General features: G+C 69.7%; 27 protein-coding genes and 1 tRNA gene. 14 read left to right on the forward strand and 14 right to left on the reverse strand.

The features are described from left to right. Position 1: 1 nt before the first annotated feature. The 3 genes from V9G19_RS00880 to V9G19_RS00890 form a co-directional block, all read right to left on the reverse strand. Positions 2–1,912, reverse strand: a complete 1,911-nt coding sequence (locus tag V9G19_RS00880) for a DUF4407 domain-containing protein (RefSeq protein ID WP_462283611.1) — start codon at positions 1,910–1,912, stop codon at positions 2–4. 39 nt (positions 1,913–1,951) lie between these two features. Then, entirely contained in the window at positions 1,952–2,344 is a 393-nt protein-coding gene (locus tag V9G19_RS00885) for a universal stress protein (RefSeq protein ID WP_462283612.1), read from the reverse strand. An 84-nt stretch (positions 2,345–2,428) separates the two neighbouring features. Further along, complete coding sequence (locus tag V9G19_RS00890) at positions 2,429–3,751, reverse strand: right-handed parallel beta-helix repeat-containing protein (protein ID WP_462283613.1); 1,323 nt, start codon at positions 3,749–3,751, stop codon at positions 2,429–2,431. Between the two features lie 157 nt (positions 3,752–3,908). On the opposite strand from V9G19_RS00890, the gene acs reads away from it, so the two are divergent. Together acs and V9G19_RS00900 are read left to right on the forward strand one after the other, a co-directional pair. After that, positions 3,909–5,873, forward strand: coding sequence for an acetate--CoA ligase (gene acs / locus V9G19_RS00895; RefSeq protein WP_462283614.1), 1,965 nt, complete (start codon positions 3,909–3,911; stop codon positions 5,871–5,873). A gap of 178 nt (positions 5,874–6,051) precedes the next feature. Continuing rightward, positions 6,052–6,942 carry a phenylalanine 4-monooxygenase gene (locus V9G19_RS00900; RefSeq protein ID WP_462283615.1) on the forward strand — a complete coding sequence of 297 codons (891 nt, stop codon included), beginning with the start codon at positions 6,052–6,054 and terminating at the stop codon, positions 6,940–6,942. A 207-nt stretch (positions 6,943–7,149) separates the two neighbouring features. Here the strand turns inward: V9G19_RS00900 and V9G19_RS00905 are convergent, their stop codons facing one another. Both V9G19_RS00905 and V9G19_RS00910 read right to left on the reverse strand, forming a co-directional pair. Beyond that, a complete protein-coding gene (locus V9G19_RS00905; protein ID WP_462283616.1) occupies positions 7,150–8,631 on the reverse strand; it encodes an AAA family ATPase in 1,482 nt (493 codons plus the stop codon). A gap of 58 nt (positions 8,632–8,689) precedes the next feature. Further along, entirely contained in the window at positions 8,690–8,914 is a 225-nt protein-coding gene (locus V9G19_RS00910) for a hypothetical protein (RefSeq protein ID WP_462283617.1), read from the reverse strand. 154 nt (positions 8,915–9,068) lie between these two features. On the opposite strand from V9G19_RS00910, the gene nhaA reads away from it, so the two are divergent. The 3 genes from nhaA to V9G19_RS00925 are packed head-to-tail and all read left to right on the forward strand — an operon-like array spanning position 9,069 to position 11,711. Continuing rightward, positions 9,069–10,406, forward strand: coding sequence for a Na+/H+ antiporter NhaA (gene nhaA, locus V9G19_RS00915; RefSeq protein WP_462283618.1), 1,338 nt, complete (start codon positions 9,069–9,071; stop codon positions 10,404–10,406). A gap of 5 nt (positions 10,407–10,411) precedes the next feature. Further along, complete coding sequence (locus V9G19_RS00920) at positions 10,412–10,807, forward strand: phage holin family protein (RefSeq protein WP_462283619.1); 396 nt, start codon at positions 10,412–10,414, stop codon at positions 10,805–10,807. A gap of 16 nt (positions 10,808–10,823) precedes the next feature. Further along, a complete protein-coding gene (locus tag V9G19_RS00925) occupies positions 10,824–11,711 on the forward strand; it encodes an alpha/beta fold hydrolase (RefSeq protein ID WP_462283620.1) in 888 nt (295 codons plus the stop codon). Positions 11,712–11,841: 130 nt separating this feature from the next. On the opposite strand, the gene V9G19_RS00930 is transcribed toward V9G19_RS00925, so the two are convergent. Together V9G19_RS00930 and nth are read right to left on the reverse strand one after the other, a co-directional pair. Further along, positions 11,842–12,525: an NUDIX hydrolase gene (locus tag V9G19_RS00930; protein WP_462283621.1), complete on the reverse strand. Its 684-nt coding sequence runs from the start codon at positions 12,523–12,525 to the stop codon at positions 11,842–11,844. Beyond that, positions 12,518–13,228 carry an endonuclease III gene (gene nth, locus V9G19_RS00935; protein ID WP_462283878.1) on the reverse strand — a complete coding sequence of 237 codons (711 nt, stop codon included), beginning with the start codon at positions 13,226–13,228 and terminating at the stop codon, positions 12,518–12,520. The genes V9G19_RS00930 and nth overlap by 8 nt, the downstream gene beginning before the upstream one ends. 123 nt (positions 13,229–13,351) lie before the next feature. Here nth and V9G19_RS00940 point away from each other — a divergent pair, with 123 nt between their 5' ends. Then, positions 13,352–14,029, forward strand: a complete 678-nt coding sequence (locus V9G19_RS00940) for a Crp/Fnr family transcriptional regulator (protein WP_462283622.1) — start codon at positions 13,352–13,354, stop codon at positions 14,027–14,029. Here the strand turns inward: V9G19_RS00940 and V9G19_RS00945 are convergent. The 4 genes from V9G19_RS00945 to V9G19_RS00960 are packed head-to-tail and all read right to left on the reverse strand — an operon-like array spanning position 14,010 to position 16,291. Beyond that, positions 14,010–14,840 (reverse strand): MBL fold metallo-hydrolase, encoded by an 831-nt coding sequence (locus V9G19_RS00945; RefSeq protein ID WP_462283623.1) that lies wholly within the window; start codon positions 14,838–14,840, stop codon positions 14,010–14,012. The two genes, V9G19_RS00940 and V9G19_RS00945, sit on opposite strands and share 20 nt — an antisense overlap. Beyond that, complete coding sequence (locus V9G19_RS00950) at positions 14,837–15,649, reverse strand: NUDIX hydrolase (RefSeq protein WP_462283624.1); 813 nt, start codon at positions 15,647–15,649, stop codon at positions 14,837–14,839. The genes V9G19_RS00945 and V9G19_RS00950 overlap by 4 nt, the downstream gene beginning before the upstream one ends. Before the next feature lie 14 nt (positions 15,650–15,663). Then, a complete protein-coding gene (locus V9G19_RS00955; RefSeq protein ID WP_462283625.1) occupies positions 15,664–16,134 on the reverse strand; it encodes a RidA family protein in 471 nt (156 codons plus the stop codon). 1 nt (position 16,135) lies between these two features. Next, a complete protein-coding gene (locus V9G19_RS00960) occupies positions 16,136–16,291 on the reverse strand; it encodes a DUF4177 domain-containing protein (RefSeq protein WP_462283626.1) in 156 nt (51 codons plus the stop codon). A gap of 51 nt (positions 16,292–16,342) precedes the next feature. On the opposite strand from V9G19_RS00960, the gene V9G19_RS00965 reads away from it, so the two are divergent. Together V9G19_RS00965 and V9G19_RS00970 are read left to right on the forward strand one after the other, a co-directional pair. Then, complete coding sequence (locus tag V9G19_RS00965; protein ID WP_462283627.1) at positions 16,343–17,347, forward strand: ArsA-related P-loop ATPase; 1,005 nt, start codon at positions 16,343–16,345, stop codon at positions 17,345–17,347. Then, positions 17,347–18,492, forward strand: a complete 1,146-nt coding sequence (locus tag V9G19_RS00970) for an ArsA family ATPase (protein WP_462283628.1) — start codon at positions 17,347–17,349, stop codon at positions 18,490–18,492. The genes V9G19_RS00965 and V9G19_RS00970 overlap by 1 nt, the downstream gene beginning before the upstream one ends. Positions 18,493–18,537: 45 nt before the next feature. Here V9G19_RS00970 and V9G19_RS00975 read toward each other — a convergent pair whose 3' ends face one another. Next, positions 18,538–18,882: a WhiB family transcriptional regulator gene (locus V9G19_RS00975; RefSeq protein ID WP_462283629.1), complete on the reverse strand. Its 345-nt coding sequence runs from the start codon at positions 18,880–18,882 to the stop codon at positions 18,538–18,540. 103 nt (positions 18,883–18,985) lie between these two features. Here V9G19_RS00975 and V9G19_RS00980 point away from each other — a divergent pair, with 103 nt between their 5' ends. Beyond that, entirely contained in the window at positions 18,986–21,490 is a 2,505-nt protein-coding gene (locus V9G19_RS00980) for a transglycosylase domain-containing protein (RefSeq protein ID WP_462283630.1), read from the forward strand. A gap of 31 nt (positions 21,491–21,521) precedes the next feature. Here V9G19_RS00980 and V9G19_RS00985 read toward each other — a convergent pair whose 3' ends face one another. After that, positions 21,522–21,974 (reverse strand): GatB/YqeY domain-containing protein, encoded by a 453-nt coding sequence (locus V9G19_RS00985; RefSeq protein ID WP_462283631.1) that lies wholly within the window; start codon positions 21,972–21,974, stop codon positions 21,522–21,524. A gap of 95 nt (positions 21,975–22,069) precedes the next feature. On the opposite strand from V9G19_RS00985, the gene V9G19_RS00990 reads away from it, so the two are divergent. The 4 genes from V9G19_RS00990 (at position 22,070) to V9G19_RS01005 (ending at position 24,924) form a co-directional block, all read left to right on the forward strand. After that, positions 22,070–23,005, forward strand: coding sequence for a metallophosphoesterase (locus V9G19_RS00990; protein ID WP_462283632.1), 936 nt, complete (start codon positions 22,070–22,072; stop codon positions 23,003–23,005). A gap of 90 nt (positions 23,006–23,095) precedes the next feature. Then, a tRNA-Pro gene (locus V9G19_RS00995) sits at positions 23,096–23,172 on the forward strand. Positions 23,173–23,764: 592 nt separating this feature from the next. After that, a complete protein-coding gene (locus V9G19_RS01000; protein WP_462283633.1) occupies positions 23,765–24,439 on the forward strand; it encodes a DUF433 domain-containing protein in 675 nt (224 codons plus the stop codon). Next, positions 24,436–24,924, forward strand: coding sequence for a PIN-like domain-containing protein (locus tag V9G19_RS01005; protein ID WP_462283634.1), 489 nt, complete (start codon positions 24,436–24,438; stop codon positions 24,922–24,924). The genes V9G19_RS01000 and V9G19_RS01005 overlap by 4 nt, the downstream gene beginning before the upstream one ends. Before the next feature lie 137 nt (positions 24,925–25,061). On the opposite strand, the gene V9G19_RS01010 is transcribed toward V9G19_RS01005, so the two are convergent. Beyond that, positions 25,062–25,505 (reverse strand): hypothetical protein, encoded by a 444-nt coding sequence (locus V9G19_RS01010; protein WP_462283635.1) that lies wholly within the window; start codon positions 25,503–25,505, stop codon positions 25,062–25,064. 237 nt (positions 25,506–25,742) lie between these two features. On the opposite strand from V9G19_RS01010, the gene V9G19_RS01015 reads away from it, so the two are divergent. Then, entirely contained in the window at positions 25,743–26,018 is a 276-nt protein-coding gene (locus V9G19_RS01015) for a hypothetical protein (RefSeq protein WP_462283636.1), read from the forward strand. Positions 26,019–26,022 lie beyond the last annotated feature (4 nt).

The raw sequence follows: 26,022 nt of genomic DNA on the forward strand, positions 1-26,022 counted from the left end.
CTCATCGGCTCGGGCGCGGCGGACCCGGATCGGTCACCGGCAGCGGGGCGGTCTCATCGCCGGGTGCCGGGCGAGCCACCGTGGTCGTGCTCGCCGTGGTCGCGTTGCCCGCCGTCGTGGTCCCCGCCGTCGTGGCCCCGGCGGTCGTGCTCGCCGCCGTGGTGGCCCCGCGGGGCGCCGTTTCGCGGCGGGGCGCCGGCGGCCCGGGAACCACGCCGTCATCTCGGGTGCCGACCGACCAGCTGCCGTCGGTGGCGCGCTCCACGGACAGCCCGTGCACGCCAGCGTGGGCGCCGTCGGGCAGGGTGAGCGACCCGTCCGGGCCGACGAAGCTGTCGCCCCACGGCCCGGCCACCCACGCGCCACCAGCGGTGTCGAAGGCGGCCCGGCGCGACTCACGCATCGAGGCGCGCAGCAGGTCGGACTCGGCCTCGGCCGCGTCGACGGCGACGATCTGCTCCAGAACCCGGTTGTGTTCGGCCCGGGCGACCGCCGTCTCGTAGGGACGACGCTTGCGCAACGAGACCAGCGCCTTGCCGAGGATCGGCATCGTGTCCAGCGCGATCAGGAAAAGCCGGGTGATGTTGATGGCGACGGCCAGGGGCGTCAGCCCGAGCCAGCGGTGGGCGCGCAGCGAGTCGGACTCGACCGCCGAGTCGCGGGCGGTGACGGCCGGGCCGGTCGGTGAGACCGGGGCGACGGAGCCCGGACCGGTGCTCTCGGACGCGCTCGCCGACTTGCTGCCGGATGCGCTCGGGGCCGCGCTCGCCGAGCCGCTACCGGAAGCACTGGCGCTCCTGCTGCCGGAAGCACCCGCCGAGCCCGAGGCCGCCGAGGAGGACGCCTCCCCGGAGGGGGCAGGCGTCGAGGTGGCGCTCGGGGTGGCCGGCGTCGCGACGGTCGGCCGGTTGGCCGGGTCGCCGCCGAAGGGGTAGTCGCTGGTGGCCAGTTGCTCCAGCGCCTGGATGCGGATGAGGATGCCCTGGTTGTAGGCGTTGAGATTGCCCGAGTCCGCCTGGGCGGCCTTGAGGTCCTCCAGCGAGCGGTTGTAGGCCGCGACTCGGTCGGACTCGGCGTTGCCGACGCGCTCGGTCAGCTGGTCGATCGAGGTGGTCAGTTGGTCGTTGGCGCTCTGGAGCGTCTTGATCTCGGCGCGGGCCTTGCTCGCCTGGTATTGGTGCCCCTGGCAGCGCGGACCGCAGCCCTGCAGCCCGGACAGGTCCTCGCCGAAGGTGTCGCCGTTGGTGCCGGAGGCCTCGGCCCGAGCCAGGGCCTCCTCGCTCTCGGCCTTCTCGGTGAGGGTGCCGATCTGGTCGAGGTTCTCGGTGCGCCGGGCGATCAGCGCCTCCAACTGCTGCTGCTCGGGGGTCTTGAGCGCGGCTTGGTCAATCAGATCCTGATAGCGGACGGCGTCGGCGGCCTGCGCCTCGCGCGCCGCCGAGGTGGCGATCCGGCCGACGCGCGCGTCGACCTCCTCGCGGAAGGCGAGCAGCAGCAGCGGCTCGGCGACGAGGATGCCAATGGTCAGGGCGAGGAGGACACGCGGGAGCAGCGCCACGCCCATCCGCAGCAGCGAGCCGTTGCGAACGCGCACCTGCCCGTCCTTGCCCTCGACGAAGTCGATGCTGCGCAGCGGCAGCGCGACGAGCATCCGGTCGATGATCAGGATGACCGCGCCATAGGCGAGCGCGAGCAGCGCGATGAGCACGATCGTGAAGAACGAGCCGTCGTCGCCATAGGCGAAGGCGAAGTACAGCGTGACGAACATGCCGACGACCGCCATCCCCGAGGAGATGAAGACCGTCGATCCGAGCAGGGTATAGACCTTGATGTCTTCGGGCGTGGTGCGCAGCCGGTCGGGGTCGGCTCCCGCCATCTGGGCTAGAAACAGCCGGTTATCACGCTCGCGCACCAACCAAGGGTAGGTCAGTTCGCGCGCCGCGCCGAATTTCTACTTCTTGCCGTGGATGGCAAAGACCGGCACCGGACTGTCCAGCAGCAGCCGCTGAGAGACGCTGCCCAGGAACAACTTGCCCACGGGCGAGCGCTTGCGCAGCCCGACGACGAGCAGCTCTGCCCCGGCCTGCTCCATCTGCGCCAACACCAGGTCGGCGATGTCGGGTCCGACCGGCTCCTTGACCGTATGCTGCACGCCCGCCTCGGCGAGCGCCTCCTCGACCGAGCGGATCTCGTCGGCATGGGCGGCACGTCCATGCCGGCCGGTGTCGCCGGAGGTCGCGTGGACGACGATCAGCTCCTGGCCGCGCAGCTTCGCCTCGGCGAGGCCGAGGTCGAGCGCGGCCTGCCCGGCCGGGTCGGGGGTGTAGGCGACGACGATGCTCATGGTCAGGCCTCCTGCTGGATTGGTCGAGCGTCGGGGTCAGGGCATAGCCAACCATTGAGTGCCGTCCTGGGCCAGACTCCCGGGTCAGCCGTTGCGCGGAGCGGTGACCCGGACCAGTTCGGCGGTCGGGATTCTCGGTCCGTCGTCCTCAGCAGCGGCGAAGCTGTTGTCGCCCAGCGTCAGGCCGGCCGTTCCGGGCAACGCCACGAGCAACGCATACCGATCCGGCAGCCCCGGCCCCGGGGCGAGGGGGCACGACCGAGCGCTGCGGGTCACTCCGCGGTTGCCGGTCACGGTCAGCTCGGTGACGTCGCGAGCGAGAATCCCGTGTTGGTTGACGTGGAAGACGTTGTCGCTGATCGTGATCCGCTCGGTCGGGGCGCGTGCGCCCACAGCCTCGGCGCCGTTGATCGAGACGAACTCGAGACAGGTCTGGGAGTTGGTGAACGTATTTGCGCGCACCACGACGTCCGCGATCCCGGCCGCGGCCGAGCCCACAGCCGAGATCGCCGTGAACCCATAGCGTGCGCCCTGCGCCTCGTTGCCGGTGATGGCGACATCGCGGATCGGGACCAGCGCCAGTTGTTGCTCCAGGTCGATGACCCAATAGCCCACGTCGGTCAGCCGGTTGTCCCGCACCCGCAGACCGTCGCAGCCGACGCAACTGATCGCGTGCCGCCCCGAGTCACGGATCACGCTGTCGCTCACCTCGACCTCGCGGGCGGGCTCGGCGCGCCCTCGAGTGGGGCTCGGGCCGACATAAACCCCGTCGCCCCAGCTCCGCTCGATCGCGACGTTCCGCACCCGGATCCGGTGGCCGCCGAGGATTCGGATGCCGTGGTCGTGCTCGCGCACCGGGTCATAACGACCACCGCGGTGGGTGCCCTCGATCCGCAGCCGTTCGACCGGACCGACCCGCCCGTCCCGGTCGACGTCGGCACCGGTGACCAGGACGTCGTCGCTGTCCTCGATCCACACCAGGGCGCGCGGGATCGGGCTGCCCCCGTCCGCGGCGGCCTCGCCGACGGCGACCAGCCGCGCCGAACCGCGCAGCACGAGATGCATGCGGCCGATCAGGAGTAGCCCGTTGCGCGGTCCGAGATCGCCCCTCGCCCCGCGCGTGCCCGCTTGCGCGGAGCCCAGCCGGAAGCATCCCGCGCCGAGATCGAGCACCTGGGGGTCACCCGCATCGCCATCGGGCTGCGCGTCGATCCAGCGCTGCAGCCGCGCGGTCACATCGACCGAACAATCCCGCGGTATGCCGCCCGGCACCTGCGCGACCGCACGCGTCGTCGCACTCGCGGGCTCGCCACCGGCCCAAATCCCCGCGCGCACCACCGGCCACGTCGCGACCACGAGGATGGCCAACGCGAGCCCGGCCAGCCAGGCGAGGTTGCGACGGCCCACCCGACCAGCATCCCTGATCGGGCCCGGTCGCGGCCTCGGGCGGGCGCCATTCGCCGCAGCGCCGGACCCGCCGGGCGCGCCACGAGCGGCAACGGTTGCCCTCCGGCGCGGTTCAGGCCAGGGTGGTGGCGTTCACCCGCAGCCCAAGGAGGAGCCCGTGTCCGAGGAGAGCCTGTCCCACGAGCACCGCACATTCCCGCCGGACCCCGCCTTCACGGCCCAGGCGAACGGCACCGCGCAGATGTATGCCGACGCCGACGCCGACCCGGAAGCCTTCTGGGCCCAGCAGGCGCGCGAGCGGATCACGTGGGCCAAAGACTTCGACGCCACGCTGGACTGGTCCGACGCCCCGTTCGCGAAGTGGTTCGTCGGGGGCGAGTTGAACGCGGCATACAACTGCGTCGATCGGCACGTCGAGGCCGGCAAGGGCGAGAAGGTAGCCATTCATTTCGAGGGAGAGCCGGGTGACACCCGCACGATCACGTATGCCGAGTTGCAGCGGGAGGTGTGCAAGGCCGCCAACGCGCTGGAGTCGCTCGGCCTGACCGCGGGCGACACGGTCGCGATCTATCTGCCGATGATCCCCGAGGCGGCGATCGCCATGCTCGCCTGCGCCCGGATCGGCGCGCCGCACTCCGTCGTCTTCGGCGGGTTTTCCGCCGAGGCCCTCAACACGCGGATCAACGACGCGTCCTGCAAGCTGGTCATCACCTCCGACGGCGGCTATCGCCGCGGCGCACCGAGCGCCCTGAAACCTGCCGTCGATGCCGCCCTCGAGCACGCCGAGACCACCGTCGAAAAGGTCCTCGTCGTCCGGCGGACCGGCCAGGAGACCCCGTGGACCGAGGAGCGCGACCTGTGGTGGGACGACGTGGTCGGCCCGGCCAGCGAGCAGCACGAGGCACCCCCGCATGACAGCGAGCATCCGCTGTTCATCCTCTACACCTCGGGAACGACGGGCAAGCCCAAGGGGATCTTCCACACGACCGGCGGCTATCTCACCCAGTGCGCCTACACCAACGCGATCGTTCACGACGTCCACCCGGACACCGATGTCTACTGGTGCACCGCCGACATCGGCTGGGTGACCGGCCACTCCTACATCGTCTACGGGCCGATGGCCAATGGCGCCACCCAAGTGATGTATGAGGGCACCCCGGACACCCCGCACCAGGGCCGCTGGTGGGAGCTGATCGAGAAGTACGGGGTGTCGGTCCTCTACACCGCCCCGACAGCGGTGCGCACCTTCATGAAATGGGGCCACGAGATCCCGCAGAAGTTCGACATGTCCTCGCTGCGGGTCCTCGGCTCGGTCGGCGAGCCGATCAACCCCGAGGCGTGGTTGTGGTATCGCAAGTACATCGGCGGCGACCGCTGCCCGATCGTCGACACCTGGTGGCAGACCGAGACCGGCGCGATCATGATCAGCCCGCTCCCGGGCGTCACCACGCTGGAGCCCGGGTCGGCGCAAAAGCCGATCCCGGGAATCAGCGCCGAGATCCTCGACGACGAGGGCCACCCGTTCACCGAGGCCGACAAGGTCGGCTACCTGGTGCTGACCAAGCCGTGGCCGGCGATGCTGCGCGGCATTTGGGGTGACCCGCAGCGCTACCGGGATACCTACTGGAGCCGCTTCGGCCCGGAGTACTACTTCGCCGGTGACGGCGCGAAGTATGACGCCGACGGCAATATCTGGCTGCTCGGCCGCGTGGATGACGTCATGAACGTCTCCGGGCACCGGCTCTCGACGGCGGAGATCGAGTCGGCGCTGGTCTCCCACCCGCACGTCGCCGAGGCGGCCGTCGTCGGTGCGAGCGACGAGACGACGGGTCAGGCGGTGGTCGCCTTCGTCATCCTGCGCGCGGGAAGCGGGCATGAGAGCGACGACAACTCCGACATCGTCACCGCGCTGCGCAACCACGTGGCCAAGGAGATCGGCCCGATCGCCAAGCCGCGCACCATCCTTGTGGTCACCGAGTTGCCCAAGACCCGCTCGGGCAAGATCATGCGGCGGCTGCTCAAGGATGTCGCCGAGAACCGCGAGATCGGTGACGTCACCACGCTCGCCGACTCCTCGGTCATGGGGCTGATCAAGGACGGCCTCGGCTCCGGCGGCAACTGACCGACCGAGCCCGGAGCTGGACATTTTGCCCAGCTCCGGGCCGCGACAACCACGCAGTTCTGGCCCGTGTGCCCAGTGCGGCCATACACACTAGCCAACGAGCGCCATCGCCTGTTTCAGTGGCCACCCACAGGTGACCGCGTTCACGACGCCGTCAACGGATCAGGAGGTGACTCGGATGTTCGAGGAAGGCCAGCTCTATTCGCCGGTGACCCAGCACGCCGACGGGCGAGTCGAGGTCCATCTCGGCGCCGACCACCCCGGGGTCACCGACCCGGTCTATCGCGCCCGGCGTGAGCAGATCGCCGCGGCCGCGATCGCGGCCGGCGGGGCGACGCCGCCGCGGATCGACTACACCGACGCCGAGCACGAGGTATGGCGCATCGCCTGCGCCGAACTCGCCCCCAAACACGCCCGGTCTGCGCACAGCGAATACCGCTGCGCCAAGGCCGCGCTCGACCTGCCGACCGACCGGATCCCGCAGCTGACCGAGGTCGGCGACCGGCTGCGGCCGTTGACCGGGTGGACCTATGTCGCCGCGCCCGGGCTGGTCGCCCTGCGCGAGTTCTATGGCGCACTCGGGCGGCGGGTCTTCCACTCGACGCAATACCTGCGCCATCCCTCCCAGCCGCTCTACACCCCCGAGCCGGACGTCATCCACGAGGTCGTCGGCCACGCCAATCAGCTGGCCAGCCCGCGGTTCGCGCGGCTGACCGCGGCCGCCGGGCGGGCCACCCGGCGCGTGGAAACCGACCTCGCCGTCAAGGCGATCGCCGATGTCTTCTGGTTCACGATGGAGTTCGGCGTCATGCGCGAGCGGGGCGACATCCGGGCCTACGGCGCGGGCATCTTGTCCAGCTTCGGCGAGATGGATGCTTACCGGCACATGGAGTTCCGCCCGCTCGACCTGGCGGCGATGGCGACCATCCCCTATGACATCACCACGTATCAGCCGGTGCTCTTTTGCGCCGAATCGCTCGCCGAACTCGAGAACGTCGTCGGCGGCTTCTTCGACACCGTCGACGACGAATCCGCTGCCAGCCTGGTGCGTGAACGCGCGCACGCCTGAGCCGAAGCGCGCACGCCTGAGCCGAAAGAGTTTGGTGACTAAGCGGCGGATGATCGGCCCGGCCGGGTCGAGAGGAGCGTGTCGGCACCTTTCTCGCGATAACCGCGCCGACCGGGTCCTCTCGACCCGCGGGACTGGTCAGCGACGGGCTGGCGTTGGCGCGGGCACAGCGGCCCACTGAGCCGAAGCGGGGACGGGCGATCCTGGTCAGCCGGGGAACAGCCCGGGCCGTGGGCCCCGGTGCCGCCGCGCGTGCCCACTCGGATCCTCCGCGTCATCATCTCCGGCGACACCGAGCAGGACCCGGGAGAGCCGCTCACCGTCGGCGAGGATGCCGTCGGTCGCCGTGACCAGGTGATCGTCGTCCGGTCCCACACCATCGTGCGCAGCGAACAGCACCGCCCGGCGGATCAGCTCCTTGCTGAACGAGGCGGTCGTGCCCTCGGTGCGGCGCGCGGTCGCGGTGAGGATCGCATCGCTGAACGCGCCGTCCGGTGCATAGAGCCGCAGCAGCGCCAGCCGGCCGGCCTCGTCGGGCAGCGGGATCTCGACGGCCAGGTCGACCCGGCCGGGCCGCTGCGCCAAGGCCCGCTCCATCGCCTCGACCCGGTTGGTCGTCAGCAAGAAGGTGACGTCGGCGTCGGCGTCCAGCCCGTCCATCGCGTCGAGGACCTCGAAGAGCAGCGGCTTGGCGCCATAGTTGATGTCCCGGTCCTCGGCGATCAGGTCGCAGTCCTCGAGGACCACGATCGCCGGCTGCATCGCCCGCGCGATCTTGGCGGCCAGCCCGACATAGCGCAGGGTGTCCCCCGCCAGCAAGACGACCGTATGCCGCGGCGTCGTGCTCAGCAGATAACGCACGGTGTGGGTCTTGCCCGAGCCGGGCGGCCCGAACAGCAGCACGCCCCGTTTGAGGTGCTGGCCGTGCTTCCGCAGCTCCTCGGCGTGCTCGGCGATGCCGACGACGTGCCCCTCAACCTGCCCCAGGACCCCGTCGGGGAGGATGACCTGGTCGGCCGACAACTGCGGCCTGGGCACGAAGGTCAGCCCCTCCTCGGACATCTCGTATCCCGAGGAGGCGAGCGAGACCACCTGGCCACGCAGCACGCTGCGCCGCAGCGAGGTCTCCCGCAACTCCTCCAGCAGCCGGGCCGAGACCTCCCGGTCCGGACACAGCACTTCCAGCAGGGCCTGGCCGCGGCCGCGGTGGGGGTTGGCCTTGCGGTGCAGGAGTGCGACGGGCGTGTCGGCATACCGGAAAAGGCGCACGCCGCAGGCGATCGCGGCCCGCTCGCTGTCGGGGCCAGTCGCGACATTGGCGTAGTCGACCTGGGCGAGCGGCAGCGGCGCGCCGTGCCCGACGCCGGGTGGCTGGATCATGTCGGGGAGGTTGAAGTGATAGCGGGCCTCGCCGCCGCCGACACCGACGGATCTATGGAGCCGATCGCGGCTGGCGATGTCTTCGGCGGCGATGTCGAAGTCGACAAACCGATGGTTGGGGATCTCCTCGCTGAGGACGGCCATCTCGTGGGCCGGGCCGCCCAGATGCTCGCTCAGCTCATCGGCGAGCAGCCATCCGGAGCCGACCGGCTGATAGCGGCCGACAACCTCCAGGAGACGATGCAACTGGGCGAGGATCTCCCCAGCCGCCTCCTGCGGGCCCACGCCGGCGGTGTCATCTGTGGTCACGGCCCAACTCTAAGCTTCGGTGCGACAACCCACTCCTTGTTCGACGTCAGCTAAAGGTTTAATCGCCGAGGCCGCGCAGGGCGAAGACCACCCACGCGGCGGTCACTGTGACTAGCACCAGGCTCAAGGCACGCGAGACGCCGACGAGATCCGCGCCGCCGGCGCGGTAGAGCCGCTCAGCGAGGACGAGGCTGAGGACGAAGACGAGCGCGAGCGGCCAGCGCCGGGCGCGAGGTGCGGGCCCGATCGCCAGCGGGGCAAGGGTGCCGGTTGGGTTCGCCATACGGCACATCCTGGCGCGGTCGGCTGCACCCCCTCTGGGTCTTGGCTGACAATTCCCTGGGAGTGGTGGCTGGTAGAATAGGGGTGCTTAACGCAACTGGTGCGCCGGGAAGTCTGGTCGGCAATCGACACTGTCTCGACCCGAAGGCGCTCATATGGCTTCCTCACCGCTGCACAAGCTCATTCTCACCCGACCCTCCTGGCCCGAGGCCAGCGCCGTCCGCGCCGCGTTGCGGACGGAGACGGTCGGCGGGGCGCTGCTGCTCGCGGCCGCCCTCGGCGCGCTGCTCTGGGCGAACAGCCCGTGGCACGAGGCGTACACAGCCGTTCGCGACACCGAGATCGGGATCGACTGGGGCCACCTCAACCTCTCCCTCGGCCACTGGGCCGCCGACGGCGCACTGGCTATCTTCTTCTTCGTCGCCGGCCTTGAGCTCAAGCGGGAACTTCTCGTCGGCGATCTGCGCGATCCGGCCAAGGCCGCCGTGCCGGTCGTAGCAGCCGCGTGCGGCGTCGTGGTGCCGGCGCTGGTGTTCGCCGGGGTCGTGCTCGCGCTGGGGGGCGATGCCGCTGCCCTGCGAGGATGGGCGGTGCCCACGGCCACCGACATCGCGTTCGCGCTCGCCGTGCTCGCCGTTCTCGGGTCCTTCCTCCCGGACGCACTGCGCGCCTTCCTGCTCACGCTCGCCGTCGTCGACGACGTCATCGCGATCACGATCATCGCGCTGTTCTACACGGCCGATCTGCAGCTCGCCCCGCTGCTGGCGGCCGCGGTCCCCCTGCTCGCGTTCGCCGTGTTGACCCAACGCCGGATGACGCACTGGTTCCTCCTGCTTCCGCTAGCGGGTGCCACATGGGGGCTGATCCATGCCTCCGGCGTGCACGCGACCGTGGCGGGAGTCCTGCTCGGGCTCGTCGTTCCGGTCAAACCACGGCACTCGGTGCCGGCCTGGAGCCGGCACGACGGCCGGACCGATGTCGCTCACCGGTTCGAACACCGGCTGCGGCCGCTATCGGCCGGCGTCGCGGTCCCCGTCTTTGCCTTTTTCGCGGCCGGCGTCCGCGTCGTCGGCGGCGGTTTCGCGGCTGCGCTGGGCGACCCCGTCGTCCTCGGGATCGTCGCCGGTCTCGTTGTCGGGAAGATCATCGGAGTGTTCGGCGGCACCTATCTGCTCGCCCGCTGCACGCGCGCCGAACTCGACGCCGACCTGGGCTGGATCGACGTCGCCGGGCTGGCGGCGTTGACCGGTATCGGGTTCACGGTCTCCCTGCTGGTCGGCGAGCTGGCCTTCGGCGCCGGCAGCGAGCGCGATGGCCACGCCAAGGTGGCCGTGCTGCTCGGCTCGCTGCTCGCCGCCGCCGTGGCCGCGATCGTGCTGCGTCGGCGCAACGCGCACTATCGGAGGCTCCGCCAGGACGAGATCCGCGAGAGCGACGCCGACGGGGTTCCCGACTGCTATCGGGCGACGCCCGCGCCGGAGCCGCTATCGTGAACGACGTGGCAACCACCCCAGCCCAGGATGAGCGCACGATCGGTCAACTCGTCGCCGACGCCTCGCACGATATGTCGACGATCGTCCGCAACGAGATCGCCCTCGCCAAGGCCGAGGTCACCGGTGGCGTCAAGGTGGCCGGCAAGGGCGTCGGTTTGCTCAGTGGTGCCGGATTCGTCGCCCTGCTCGGCCTGATCTTCCTGTTCGAGACCCTCGGCTTCGTGCTCGCCATCTGGCTGCCCATCTCAGCGGCCTTCGGCATCGTCACCGCGCTGCTCTTCATCGTCGCCGCGATCCTCGGCCTGATGGGCAAGAAGGCGGTCACCTCGGCCAAGCCCAAGCCGGAGAAGGCCATCACCGAGGCCCAAAAGACGATCGCCGCGGTCAAGTCCGCCGCCTGAGCCCGAGAGTCCCTCGGTGGAGGAGGCGGACCGGGCCGATGGCCCGTGGGAGCACCGGCTGCTCGCCGCCAACGGCGCCCGATTCCATCTCGCGGTCGCCGGATCGGGGCGGCCGGTCGTCCTGGTCCACGGGTTCCCCGGCTATTGGTGGACCTGGCGGGAGGTGCTGCCCGCTTTGGCCGAGGCCGGCTTCCGGGCGATCGCCGTTGACGTGCGGGGGTTCGGCGGCTCGGACAAACCGCCTGGCGGCTATGACCTCGGCACGGCGGTGGCCGACCTGGCCGGGATCACCCGCAGCCTCGGCGAGGAACGCGCGGTCTTCGTCGGTCACGGCCTGGGCGCCTGGACGGTGCGCCATCTCGGGGTTTTCGCCCCCGCCGTTGCCGCCGCGATCGCCCTCGTCTCGCCGCCCTCACCGAGTCGCCTGCACCCGTATGCCGCGCCCGGCCCCCATCTCGGTGTGCGCCGTTACGAACGCGCGCTGCAGCTGTCGCCGGGCCGGGAGCCCGGCAGCGGACCCTCCCTGGAGAGCGAGGTCGAGCGGGTCCTGCGTGTGGGGTCGGCGAGCACGGACTGGATCACGCCGGAGGTGATCGCCCGGCATACCGCCGCCGTGAATCAACCCTTCGTCGCGCACGCGCGCAAGGAGTGCTTCGACCGGCTGCGGCCGGGCGCGAGCGAGCGGCGTGCGATCCGCGCGCGGCCGACGATCGCCGTCCCGCTGCTGCTTGCCCACGGCGCCCGGGACCCGGTCGTGCCCCTGCCGCAGGCGTTGGGCGTCACCAGCGCCGCCGTCGGCCCCATCCGGGTCGAGATCATCCCCGACGCCGGCCACTTCGTCCCCGAGGAGGCTCCCGGCGCCCTCTCCCGGGCCCTGATCGACTGGCTCGGCCACGCCGACTGATCCGAACCAGGCGCCGAGGTCTGCTTTTTTTGCCGAAGTCGGATGACTGATCGTACGACCTCGGCAAACAGCGCAGACCTCGGCGGGATTTCTGAGGGCCGCGCACTCGGCGAGGTTTTTAAGGGCCGCGCTACTGGCGCCGGGAGCGGTCGCGCAGGGCGGCGGTGAGCATCTCCTGCGGCAGCGGGCGCGTGAGCGACTCGTCCCAGGGGCGGGACAGCTCGGCCAGGTCGAGCACCGCCTCCAGCAGCTTCGCGGTGAACCCCCAGACAAAGAGACCGTCGACATCGAATCCTGGGCCGCGATAACCGCTCGGCCCGATGACCGTGAACCGCCGGGCGGGGTCGACCAGCTCGTCAACGCGGGCGCGCACCACCCGGGCGACCTCGAGGTGGCTGGCGATGTCGGGCGTGCACGGATGCCGCCACCAGGCGAGCACCGGGGTGACGGCATTGCCGCTGGGCTGCAGGAACAGGCCCGGCAGTTCGCCGACCACCTCAACCCCGGACGGCTCGACACCGACCTCCTCCCAGGTCTCCCGCAGCGCGGCCGCGACCGGACCGTCGTCCTCGGGATCGATCCGGCCGCCGGGGAAGGAGACCTGACCGGCATGCGAGCGCAGGTCGTAGCTGCGCTCGGTGAGCAGGACATCCTCGCCACCGCCCGGCGCGCCACCGAAGAGGATGAGGACGGCCGACCGCTTGGCGACCTCGGGGGGCGGGGCAAACATCGCGAAGTATTCCGGGTCCAGCTCGGCCACCCGGTCCGGCAGCGCGGTCAGCCAGGCCGGCGGCGGCCGGTCGTGCTCAGCCATGCCCGGGCTCGGTCGGTATGCCGCCGACCGGCACCGGCAGATCCGGCACCGGCGCGAGTTCAAACTTCAACAGCCGTTTGGCCCGCTCGGGGTCGACCTCACCGATACCGAAGGAGGGACACAGCTTGGCCACCGGGCAGACCCCGCAGGCGGGCCGCTTGGCGTGACAGATGCGCCGCCCGTGAAAGATCAGCACGTGCGACAGCATCGTCCAATCGGTCTTGGGGAAGAGCGCGCCGACGGCGAGTTCGACGGCCACCGGGTCGCTCTCGTCGGTCCAGCCGAAGCGACGCGCGAGCCGCCCGAAGTGGGTGTCCACGGTGATGCCCGGCACCCCGAAGGCGTTGCCCAGCACGACATTAGCCGTCTTGCGGCCGACGCCCGGCAGAGTGACGAGCTGGTCGAGGCGATCGGGGACCTGTCCCCCGAAACCTTCGACAAGCGCCGCACCAAGCTTGATTAACGAGTCGCTCTTGGCGCGGAAGAAGCCGGTCGGGCGGATCAGCTGCTCCAACTCCTCCCGGTCCGCCGCCGCATACGCGGCGGCGGTCGGGTAGCGGGCAAAGAGCGTGGGGGTGACCTTGTTGACGCCGACGTCTGTGGTTTGCGCGGACAGGATCGTGGCGACGAGCAGCTCGAGCGGGTTGGTGAAGTCGAGTTCGCAGTGGGCATACGGATAGTAGGCCGCCAGGATGCGATACATCCGGCGGGCCCGGCGGGTGCGGGCCAGGGTGGTTTCCGTATGCGGCACGGCGCAACTGTATTGCGCCCGCGCCTCGGCCTCATCCGCAGGCCGCGGGCCGAGCGCATCTGGCAGACTACCCCCGTGGATCTCGACGTGCTGCGCCGTTCCCCACTGTTCGCCGGCCTGAACGAGCAGGCGACTCACGATTTGTTGGCCTCGATGGGGCCGCTGCGACTCGAACGTGGAGACGAACTTTTTCACGAGGGCGACCCCGGTGACCGCCTCTATGTCATCACCGAGGGCAAGGTCAAGCTCGGGCGCAGCAGCTCCGACGGCCGCGAGAACCTCCTGGCGATCCTGGGCCCCGGCGAGATGTTCGGCGAACTCAGCCTCTTTGACCCGGGCCCGCGCACGGCGACGGCGACCGCCGTCGCCGAGACCCAGTTGGTCGGCCTGAGCAATGACGCGCTGCACGCCTATCTGACCGACCATCCCAAGGCCGCGCTGACCCTGCTCGCCGCGTTGGCGCGGCGGCTGCGTCGCACCAATGAGAGCGTCGCCGACTTGGTCTTCACCGATGTCCCCGGCCGGGTGGCCAAGGCGCTGCTGGAGCTGTCCGGTCGCTTCGGCCGGCCGGTGGAGGAGGGGGTCATGGTCGCCCACGACCTGACCCAGGAGGAGTTGGCCCAACTCGTCGGCGCCTCCCGCGAGACCGTCAACAAGGCGCTGGCCGACTTCGCCACCCGCGGCTGGATCAAGCTGGAGGCCCGGGCGGTGTTGCTGCTCGACCTCGACCGGCTCAAGCGCCGCGCTCGGTGAACTCCCCGCGCTCGCGCAGATAGAGCAACTGCGCGGCGATGCTCATCCGCGCCGCCGGCCAGACCGACTCGGGCACATCGGCATACACCTGCCGCAGGACGCTCTCGACGTCGTTGGCCCCGGCGCTCAGCGCCGCACGGACCTGATCGAGCCGCTCGCGCCGGTGCACGCGGTAGTAGGCGACCATCCCGCTCGCGTCCTCGATGAGCGGGCCGTGCCCGGGATAGATCCGCACGACGTCGCCGCCACCGATCAGGTCGCGGATCCGGTCCAGCGATTCGAGGTATGCCGCCAACTCGCCGTCCGGGTGCGCCACCACCGTCGTGCCGCGCCCGAGCACGGTGTCGCCGGTGAGCAGCGCCCGATCGGCGGCCAGGACCAGGCTCACCGAGTCGGCGGTGTGCCCGGGGGTCGCCTCGATGCGGACCTCCAGCGCGCCGGCGCGCACCACATCGCCGTGACCGAGGTCGTCGTGGCCGGGCCCGACCGCGCGCACTCGTGCGCCGGTCCGCTCGGCGAGCACGGGTGCCCCCTCCGAGTGGTCGAGGTGGGCGTGGGTGAGCACGATCGTCGACACGCGCGCCCCGCGCTCGGCCACGTGCTCGACGATCGCCGTCAGATGGCCGACGTCGTCCGGTCCGGGGTCGATGACCACCGCCTCGGTCGAGCCCGGCTCCAGCAGCACCCAGGTGTTGGTGCCGTCGAGCGTCATCGGACCCGGGTTGGGCGCGAGCAGGCAATGCGCGCGGGCGCTGGCCGGCCCGCTGGCCCACAGCTGCGGGACCGGCGGCTGCGGCGTGGGCGTGTTCACGGCAGCTCCGCCCGCATCGCCCAGCCGTCCGGCGTGCGCACCAGGACCGGCGCGACGAGGGGGACGGTGACCCGGTGGGCCACGACCTGTTCCGCACAGGACGCCGACGCCAGGCGTTCGAGGCAGGCCATCGTCGGCGGCATGAGCAGCCCCGCCGGGTGGGCGAGGACCTCCGAGGGCAGGACCCAGTCGGCGTGCTCGGCCTCGCTGGTCTCGGCATCGGCCACTTGGCCCGGCGGAACCAGAGCCGAAAAGAAATAGGTGTCGTAGCGGCGCGGTTCGAACCCGGGCGTGAGCCAGTGCGCCAGGAAGCCGAGCAGATCGGTGCGGGCCACCAACCCGAGTTCGGTCAGGATCTGGGCCAGCGTCACCCGCCGGTCGAGCAGCCGCCGACGGGCGGAGCCGAGCACGTCCGGGTCGGTCGCCGCACCACCCGCCGGGGGCGTCGCCAACAAGACCCCCGCCTCCTCGAAGAGCTCCCGGATCGCCGCGGCGACCAGGGCGTGGGCACGCTCCGGCGAGGTGTCGAGGATCTGCGCCCACTCCACCTCCGACGGCCCGGACCACGGGAGCCGGTCGGCATCGCCGGCGTCCAGGCCACCCCCAGGGAAGACATAACGGTTCGGGGCGAAGGCCATCGTGCCGACCCGCCGCTGGAGGAAGACCTCGACGCCGGCCGCGCCGTCGCGGACAAGGATAACCGTGGCGGCGGTCTTGGGAGCCACCGGATCCCAGGGGTTGGCCGACCACCGCTCGAAGATCTCGGTCGGCTGGTCGGTGCCGCGCATGTGGAAGTCGCGAAGCGGCATACAAAGGGCTCCTCTCAGCGGATGGCGACGACCATCTCGACCTCGACCGGGGCATCCAGCGGCAGCGCGACGACGCCGACCGCGGAGCGGGCGTGCCGGCCGGCGTCGCCGAAGGCGGCGGCGAGCAACTCACTGGCGCCGTTGACGACCCCCGGCTGCCCGCTGAAGGCGGGATCGCTGGCGACGAAGCCGACGACCTTGACAACGTGGGTGACCCGGTCGAGGTCGCCGACGACCGACTTGACTGCGGCAATCGCGTTGAGCGCGCAATTCCTGGCCAGCTGCGTGGCGGTGGCCGGGTCGACCAGGCCCTCGCCCTCGCCGACCTTGCCGGTCGCCGGCAGCTGCCCGGCGACCATCGGCAGCTGACCGGACACATAGACCAGCCCGCCGCACTCCACCGCCGGCACGTATGCCGCCACCGGCGGCACGACGTCGGGAACGCTCAGCCCGAGCTCGCCCAGGCGATCTTCGGCGCGGCTCATCTCACGCCTTCGGGCGTTTGAAGTAGGCGACCAGGCTCTGGCCGTCGGGCCCGGGGATCACCGTGACCAGCTCCCAGCCGTCGCTGCCGAAGTTATCGAGGATCTGTTTGGTGTTGTGCACCAGGAGCGGCGCGGTGAGGTACTCCCATGTGGTCATGCTCACGGACCTTATCGCCCGTGCGGGTTGTGCGGCTCGTAGGGTGATCGGGTGACCAGCTCCGCCACCCGCACCTCCCGGGGCGTTCGCCTGCACGTTGTCACCGGCAAGGGCGGCACCGGCAAGACCACGGTGGCCGCGGCGTTGGCGATCGCGCTGGCCCGGGACGGCAAGAAGGTGCTGCTCGCCGAGGTCGAAGACCGCCAGGGGATCAGCCAGCTCTTCGACATCAGCCCGCTTGGGATCGAGGAGGTGCAGATCTTCGCCGATCCGTCCGGCGGCAGCCTGTGGGGGTTGTCGGTCGAGCCCAAGGCCGCGCTGATGGAATACCTGCACAAGTTCTACAAACTCGGGCGGGCCGGGTCGCTGCTGGAGCGGGCCGGCGCCGTCGATTTCGCGACGACGATCGCGCCGGGTCTGCGCGATGTGCTGCTCATCGGCAAGGTGTATGAGGCGGTCGGCCGCACCGAGGGCCGCGGCAAGCGGTGCACGTATGACGCGGTCATCCTTGATGCCCCGCCCACCGGGCGCGTCGTGCGCTTCCTCGGCGTCAACGACGAGCTGGCGCAGGTGGCGCGGGTCGGGCCGATCCGGGCCCAGGCGGACTCGATCACCAGCCTGCTGCAAAGCCGGGTCACGGTCGTCCACCTCGTCACGTTGCTTGAGGAAATGCCGGTTCAAGAGTGCATCGACGCGGTTCGGGACATCGGCGCGGTCGGGCTGAACGTCGGCGGGATCGTCGTCAACCAGGTCCGCGACCCGGTGCTATCCGAGGAGGACCTGGACACCATCGCCGCGGGCGTGACCCCCGAGCTGGTCGCCAAGGTGGCCGGCGACCTGGCCGCCGGCGGCGTCCCCCAGCCCGAGCGGAACGCCCCCGTGCTGCTGCGCGAGGCGAGCGAACACATCGACCGGCTGGACCTGCAGTCCGAGCAGGACCAGCGAATCCGGGCGCTGGGACGCGCGGTCTACTACTTGCCCGCGCTCGCCGACGGGCTCGAAACCGGCGGCATCGGCGTGCTGGCCGACGAGCTGCGCGCCCAGGAGATGATCTGATGCCCCCCGCTGCCCGGGCCGAACTCGACGTCGACGCGCTGCTCGCAGACCCGGCGATCCGAATCGTCGTCTGCTGCGGCGCCGGTGGCGTCGGCAAGACGACGACCGCCGCCGCGCTCGGCGTGCGCGCGGCGGAGCAGGGACGCCGGGCCGTGGTTTTGACGATCGATCCGGCCCGCCGGCTCGCCCAGTCGCTCGGCCTGACCCTGCTGGACAACATCCCGCGGCCGGTGGCCGGCATCGACACCGCGGCGGGCGGCTCGCTGGACGCGATGATGCTCGACATGAAGCGGACCTTCGACGAGGTCGTCGAAGCCCACGCCAGCCCGGAGAAGGCCGCGGCGATCCTCGCCAACCCGTTCTATGTCGCGGTCTCCAGCTCGTTCGCCGGAACCCAGGAATACATGGCGATGGAAAAGCTCGGGCAGTTGCGCGCCCAGAGCGCGCGGGACGGGTCGTGGGACCTCATCGTCGTCGACACTCCCCCCTCCCGGTCGGCCCTCGACTTCCTCGACGCGCCCAAGCGGCTCGGCTCCTTCCTCGACGGGCGCTTCATCCGGTTGTTGATGGCGCCGGCCAAGGCGGGCGGCAAGGCCTACCTCAAGGCCGTGACCGCCGGGATGAATCTGACGATCGGGGTGATGACCAAGCTGCTCGGCGGCGACCTGCTGCGCGATGCCCAGACCTTCGTCGCCGCTCTCGACACGATGTTCGGCGGCTTCCGCGAGCGGGCCGACCAGACCTATGCGCTGCTGCAGAATCCCGAGACGGCCTTCCTCGTGGTCGCCGCCCCCCAGCGGGATGCACTGCGGGAGGCGAGCTTCTTCGTCGAGCGGCTGGCGCTGGAGTCGATGCCGCTGGCCGGTGTCGTGTTCAACCGGGTGCAACAGCGCGGCGGCACCCTGGAGCGGGGCCGCGCCGAGGATGCGGCCGACCGGCTGCAGGAGGAACCCCGGCGCGCGACGACGGCGGCGCTGCTGCGGCTGCACGCCGACCTGGCCGCGACCGCCGCGCTTCACCGCGGGCATATCGGCCGGTTCACCACCGCGCACCCCGGCATCCCGACGGTCGAGGTCCCGGCCGCCGCCTTGGACATCCACGACCTGGACGGCCTGCGCTCGGTCGGTGCCGCCCTGAGCGGGTGAATATGCGGGTTTACGGGGGCGGCTCAGCGAGGGGCGGCTCGCGGCTCAGGCTGAACGGGTGGCTGGCGTTTGCTGGGCGAGGAGCTGGCGGCCGATCTCGGCCCGCCAGGAGCGGACGTTGGGGTGCTGGTTGAGCAGTGCTCGGCGTTCCCGCTCGGTCATTCCGCCCCACACCCCGAACTCGGTCCGGTTATCGAGTGCGTCGGCGAGGCACTGCAGGCGGACGGGGCAGGAGCGGCATACGAGCCGGGCTTGGCGTTGCGCGCGCCCGCGGACGAAGAGCGCGTCCGGGTCCTCGGAGACGCAGGCGCCTTGCGCCGCCCAATTGGTGTCATCCGGCGCGAGCACGCGCAGCGCGCGGGCGGGCGAGGGAGTAATCGTGTGCGTCACATCCCTAAAGAGCGGGTTCGGACACCGCTGATACCAGCGTGGCCAGCGCCTTCTCGGCCGCGTCGTGCGGTGACGCTCAGGACCCCGGGTTACCCTGACCCCCATGCGTGCTCGCCCTGATCGCGCCTCGATGCCCCACCTGCTGTCGCTGCTGGCCGCCTTTGTCGCGGTCAGCGTGGCGCTTGGGGTGGTCGCGGCCGGCATCTTCATCCCCGCGGTCGGGGCTTTTGGCAAGTTGTCCAACACGACGATCGACTCCTTCGAGAGCATTCCCGACGACCTCGGCAAGGTCACTCTCGCCCAGCAGTCCCGCATTTACGATGCTGGAAACAACGTCATCGCCACGCCTTATGACCAAAACCGGATCATCGTCACGCTGAAGAATGTCGCGCCGATCATGCGGAAGGCGCAGGTTGCGATCGAGGACAGCCGGTTTTACGAGCACGGCGCGCTTGACGTGCGCGGCACGATGCGGGCCTTGATCAACAATGCCTCCGAGAAGGCCACCCAGGGCGGATCGTCGCTGACCCAGCAATACGTCAAGCTCACCCTGCAGGAGGAGGCACTCGCCCGCGGCGACGAGACGGCCGCACGGGAGGCGGTGAGCGTCAACTACGCCCGCAAGCTGCGGGAGATGCGCCTGGCCATGCACGTCGAAGAGACGATGACCAAGAACCAGATCCTGCAGGGCTATCTCAACCTGGCCTACTACGGGGATCTCGCCTATGGCATCGAGGCCGCGGCCCACCACTACTTCGACGTCTCGGCCAAGGAGCTCAACCTCAGCCAGGCGGCCACCCTCGCCGGTGTCGTGCAGAGCCCGGGCACCAGCGACCCGCACAATTTCCCGGAGGTCGCCGAATACCGCCGCAATGTCGTGCTCGACCGGATGGTGCGCGTCGGTGTCATCACCGCCAAGGAAGCCGCCGCGGCAAAGAAGCCGTCGGTCCGTTCCATGCTCCGGATCCGGGACGACACGGGGGGCACGTGCGCCAAGTCCTCGCAGCCGTTCTTCTGCCAGTACGTCATGGACTACATGCTGAGCCTGCCGAGCCTGGGCGAGAATAAGGCCGAGCGGCTGATCAAGATCAACCGTTATGGGCTGAAGATCAAGACGACCCTGCGCTCGGACTGGCAGCGCCAGATCTATCGTCAGCTCACCTCGTTGGTCCCCAATGGCGACCCCAGTGGGGTGGGGGCCGGCGCGGCCGTCGTCGAGCCGGGCACCGGCAAGCTGCTCGCGATGGTGCAAACGTCCCAATTCGACGTCACCGGCAAGAAGTCGACGACCGCGCGGACCTCGCAGAGCTGGATCGTGCCGATCAAATACGGCGGCACCCGCGGCTTCCCGATCGGCTCGACCGCGAAGATCTACACGATCGTGACCGCGTTGGAGAAGGGCTGGCCGGTCGAAGGCATGATCTCCGCCCCACCCGCCGGCCCCTCGTTGGGCCAGGGGCACGTCTTCCCGACCTGGGGATACAAGGACGAGTGCATGAGTCCGAAGCCGTGGGAGGTGCGCAACGACTTCCTCACGAAGGAGACGGCGATGACCTTCCGGTATGCGACGGCCAACTCGATCAACACCGCGTTCGCGGCGGCGATGATCAGCCTCGGTGGCTGTGAGGTCCGCAAGACGATGACCAAGATGGGCCTGCTGCAGGGCAATGGCGAGCAGATCACGACCAACCCGTCCGACCTCGTGCTCGGCTCCGGGTCGGTGCCGCCGCTGACGATGGCGAACTCGATCGCCACGCTCGCGGCCGACGGCAAATACTGCCCGGTCAGCCCGATCGTCTCCATCGAGGGTAGGGGCAAGACCTACAAGCTGCCGGCGAACAAGTGCAAACAGGTGATCAGCGCCGAGGTCGCGCGCGGGACCACCGAGCTGCTGCGCGGGGTGCTGACCAACGGCACCGGCACTCGAGCTCGTAACTTCTTCGCCCGCCCGGCCGCCGGCAAGACCGGAACCCACGAGGACCACATGCAGTCCTGGTTCGTCGGCTACACCCCGCAGCTGGCTACCGCCGTGTGGGTGGGGACGCCGATCACCTCCTTCCCGATGGAGGGCTGGCGGGCCTGCATCGGCGGCCGGTGCTACACCAAGGTCTTCGGCGGCGACATTGCCGCGCCGCTGTGGGGACAGATCATGAACTATATCTCGGCGAACCTGCCGTGGGCTGACTTCCCCCGGCCGAGCTATGCCACGCTCTATGGCAACCAGGTGGCCCTGCCCAGCGTGATCGGGATGAGCGCCGACGCGGCGATCGCCACGCTGCGGGCGGCCGGCTTCGATGCGGTCGTGCAAGGGACGCAGAACAGCACGATGGCCGCCGGGCTGGTCGTGGCGACGGCACCATCGGGCACCGCGGCGCAGGGCACGACCGTCGGGCTCTATACCTCGACCGGATTCGTCCCGCCGCCGCCGACGGTCGACAAGCCCCCAGCCAACACGAGCACGCCGCCGCCGAGCAGCACCCCACCGGGCAATGGCCCCAGCACGCCCCCGGGGAACACCAGCACTAAACCCGGGGGAACCGAGACGATCGACACGCCACCGCCGAACCATCGGACACCGGGTAGCCAGTCCACTCCCCCGCCCGGCTGATGCGGCGGCGGCGCCGTAACCTCGAGGTCGCCTAGCCCGACAGCTTCGCGCGCACGAGCGCAGCCACCCGGCCGCCCTCGGCCCGCCCGGCCACCTTGGCTGTGACCGCCTTCATGACCTGGCCCATCTGCGCCATCCCGGTTGCCCCGGTCGCGGCGATCGCCTCGTCAACGAGCGCCGCGATGGCGGCGTCATCGAGCTGGGCCGGCAGATAGCCCTCCAAGACCGCGAGCTCGGCCAACTCCGTGGCCGCCAGCTCGGGCCGCCCCGCGTGCTCGTATGCCGCGGCCGCCTCCCGCCGCTTCTTGGCTTCCTTGGCCAGCACCTGTTGCACCTGCTCCTCGGTGAGCGCGTGCTGCTCGCCGGCGGCTTCCTCGGTGGTGATGGCGGTTAGCGCCATCCGCAGGGTCGCCGCGGTGACCTGGTCCCGGCCGCGGATAGCCTCGGTGAGGTCGGCCTGCAGGCCGGCTTTGGAGATGCTCATGGCGACCATCTTCGCAGGGTGAGGCAACCGGATTTGGCGAGCCAGCGGCATACGGGAAAGCGGGTGAAGTGTGGATCGTCTGGGATAATGGGCGGATGCACCCGATCCTGCCCTCGGCGATGAGTGCCATCGGGCTGGGCGCGGCCGGCGTCGGCTATGCGGCGCTCATCGAGCGCAATCTGTTCACGCTGCGGCGCTTCGAGCTGCCGGTGCTCCCGCCCGGTGCCCGGCCGGTGCGCATCGTGCAGCTGACCGACATGCACCTGGTGCCGTGGCAGCGGCGCAAGGTCACCTGGGTGCGTGAGCTGGCCCGGCTGCAGCCCGACCTGGTCGTCAACACCGGAGACAACATCGCCCACCTCGATGCCGTCCCGGCCGCGCTGCGCGCCCTGGAGCCGCTGATGGAGCTGCCGGGTGTTTTTGCCATGGGCTCCAACGATTATTTCGCGCCGCGGCTGAAGAGCCCGACCCGTTATCTGCGCACCGACCCCCGAGCGCCGATGGAGGACTACACCCGGCTGCCGACCGAGAAGCTGACCGCTGGGTTCACCGAGGCCGGCTGGCGCGACCTCAACAACGCCCGCTCGACAATGTCCCTCTCGGGGCTGCGGGTCGAGTTCGTGGGAGTCGACGACCCGCACCTCGACTACGACCGTTACGACGAGGTGGCCGGCCCGCGCGCGCCCGAGAGCGACGTCTTCCTCGGCGTGATGCACGCGCCCTATACGCGGGTTCTCGACGCGATGGCCCGCGACCGGGTCGATGCGATCATCGCCGGACACACCCACGGCGGCCAGCTCTGCCTGCCGTTCTACGGCGCGCTGGTCACCAACTGCGACCTCGACACCCGCCGCGCCAAAGGCGTCTCGCGCTGGTGGCCGGGAGCGAACGGCATACCGTCGGCGAACGCGCCCGCCGACGCGACCTGGTTGCACGTCTCCGCCGGTCTGGGCACCTCCCCTTATGGCCCTGTGCGCTTCGCCTGCCGCCCCGAGGCCAGCCTGCTGACGCTTCTCCCGCGCCAGGATTAACCGATTTCAGCCGTATGCCGCGGCTGCGTTATCCTGTGGCGTCGCCATCCACTGGGTGGCGACGATCCGTGACCGCGGTCACGGCAGCCACGGGGTGTGGCGCAGCTTGGTAGCGCGCTTCGTTCGGGACGAAGAGGTCGCAGGTTCAAATCCTGTCACCCCGACCAGAAGACTCAAGGGCCCTGACCTGCGGAAACGCGGTCGGGGCCCTTCTGCTTCCCCAGCCTCCGGGCATAAATGGGGCATAAGGGCACCGATCGCGGACAGGTAAGACCCCCGCGAGGCGGCAACCTCCGGGGGTCGGACGACAGCAGTTCGAGGTGCTGACGTGACGTCAATGGTAGCCGTGGACGCTCCGCCCGTGAAGGGCGTTGAGCTCCTGGCCGGTGTGCGTCCTGTGACATTGTGTCGTCGCTTGTGTCGATCTGCCCTGGCGTTGGGCAGGCGGTGGTCCATGGCGTAGCCCTCGACGCTCGACGCGGCGCTGGACAGGGCCTCAGCCGCGACACCAAAACGATCGACGCCCCCGGTGACTGACCTTCAAGACTCTCGAACCGGCGCGGGTCGCCTGCAGTGCGGTTGTGGCCACGCCACCTGCGGGTTAGCGGACAGCCTGCTCCTCAACCGAGGGCAGGCCAGACGGCGTGGGCTGGAATCAACGCGAGGTCGGCTCTTTGGGAGGGATTCCCACACCCATGCCCGTACGGCGACATGAGAATGTCACCCAGCAACCTCAGGAAGTCTGGTGTGATGTACCTAATGGGAAACGGCGTTGAACTCCTCGAGCGCGAGGTCTACACCGAGGCGGAGGCGTCTCGGCTTCTTCGCACGCCTCAAAGCACCCTTCACTACTGGCTCGAAGGTGGACGTCGCGGCAAGAAGACCTACCTGCCAATCATCCGGCCAAACCCAACCGGCAGCCGGACAGTGACTTGGGGAGAGTTTGTCGAGGCCGGCCTCTTGCGGCAGTACCGCAATGAGCGCGTGCCCATGCCGCAGCTGCGTAAGTTTATCGACATCCTCCGAACCGAGCTCGGTGTCACGTACCCGCTCGCCCACGCGCAGCCGTGGACGTCCGGGCGCGAGTTGCTCCGAAACTCGCAGCAGGTCGCTGAGCTAGAGCAAGAGTTCTGGCTCGTCTCCAACGACCAGTTGATGTTGACCTTCCCCGGTGAGGCATTTCTGAATCGGGTGCGATGGGAAGCCCCGGACGGCGTCGTTTCGGGCTTCCGTCCGTCGTCCGAGGAAGGTTCTCCGGTTGTCATCGATCCACTTGTTCGGTTCGGCCGCCCGTCGGTCAATGGGACTAGCACCGCAGCCATCTTCGACGAGATCGAGTCCGGAGCCAGCGTTGCAGAAGCCTCGGCAGACTTCGGGCTCGCCGAGTCTGATGTGCGCTGGGCCTATGCATACGAGGCGACTCAAGCCGCATGACCCAACCACGCCCGGCGGTGGTCCGGTTCTACGTGGATCAGGACTTGCGTGGAGCGGGCATTCTGTTGGGAGGGCTGAGGCATGACCTCACGTATCCGGGAGATGCGGGTGCGCGTGTCCATAAGCGAGCACGACAGCCTTCACCGATTCCTGAAGGCGCCAAAGACATCGACTGGCTGCCGACTGTAGGCCGGGAAGGATGGCTCACCATCTCCCGAGACCGAAACATCCAGGACTCGCTGTCGGAACTGACGGCGGTGCAGGCTCACCTGGTCAAGATGGTGTGCCTGACAGGGGACCTCTCCCGGAACAAGTGGGGGCAGCTCGAGACACTCATGACGTACTGGCATCTCCTGGAACCCTTGGCCGATCGAACGGGGCCGTTCGTCTACAAGTTGTCTAAGCCAGGGGGGTTGCGCGAGGTCGACATCGATAGCGCACTCGACCGCCTCCGCAATGGGCGCCACCGCAAACGGCGCAAGTAGTTAGCGCAGGCGCCTCGACGAGGCGGCAGGGCACTGCCGCCTTCAGCGCCAATCGTCCCAATACGCTTGGGACGATTGGCGGGACGCCCCGGGAACACAGCGCCGCCTACGACTGCGGTAGGCGGCCTCACCGCCGGTCAGCGATGCTGCCCTCGCCGGACCATTGCGCCGACCAGGTCGTTGACGGCTCCCGCCAGCGCCTCAAGGTCTCGGTCGTAGACCCTGCCGGTCTCCACGCGCCGCGTCAGGTCCTGGATAGCCGACACCCAATCGCTCGTCGCCGAGGGCCAGCGGACCGCCTCGACTTCAACCTTGCGCGTGTGGTGCTGAACGACCGTGACCGTCTTGACTCGCTCGATGTCGCGTTCGAAGACCTTGACAGCCGTGAGCCCATCGGCCGCGGCCCGGCGCCGTTCGGAGGCCCGCGTCCGGCAGGTCGAGGAACACCACTTCGGCATGCGTCCGCGGACTTGGACGATGACCGGCCCACCGCACCAGCCACACTCCAAGACCTGCCCAGGCGCCCGGGGGGACTTGCGAGCAACCGCCCGATCGCCTGCCTTCTCGACGGACGATTCCATTCATTCATTACATCACAGCGAAATGACGCTGCTCCGCGAATGCAAGAGGTGTGTCTGACATTGCGTGAGCACGACTCGAGTGTCCGTCGGACAGACGTCACCGTGATCCGCCGAGGCGCGAGTCTCGCTTCTGGAGCACAAGACCGAGTGATTGGCAGCGAACGAAGGAGCGTGATCGAGTTGACCTCACAGCAGGCGGCACGACAGCGGGCACGACGCCGGGCCATAGATCCGGCAATGAGAGCCCGCATCGCCGCAGCGCAGCGAGACCAACGCATCAGTCGACTCGCGACGAAGCTCGCGCTCACTTTGGTTCGTCGCGACGAAGCAATACAACGCTGGGACCGGCGCGCCGGTGACATCCTCATCGCGCTCACTCGCGGCGAGCACCTGACCCTCGACGAGGCCGTCGCCTGGTCACGCATCACCCTTACCAAGCGCGAGGCTCGGCGCATGCGCACCCTGGCCGAACGCCAGACCGGCGAGGCCGACCAGAGCCCAACCAGCTCATAGGGCA

This window comes from Nostocoides sp., from assembly GCF_037045025.1.
GTDB lineage: Bacteria > Actinomycetota > Actinomycetes > Actinomycetales > Dermatophilaceae > Nostocoides_A.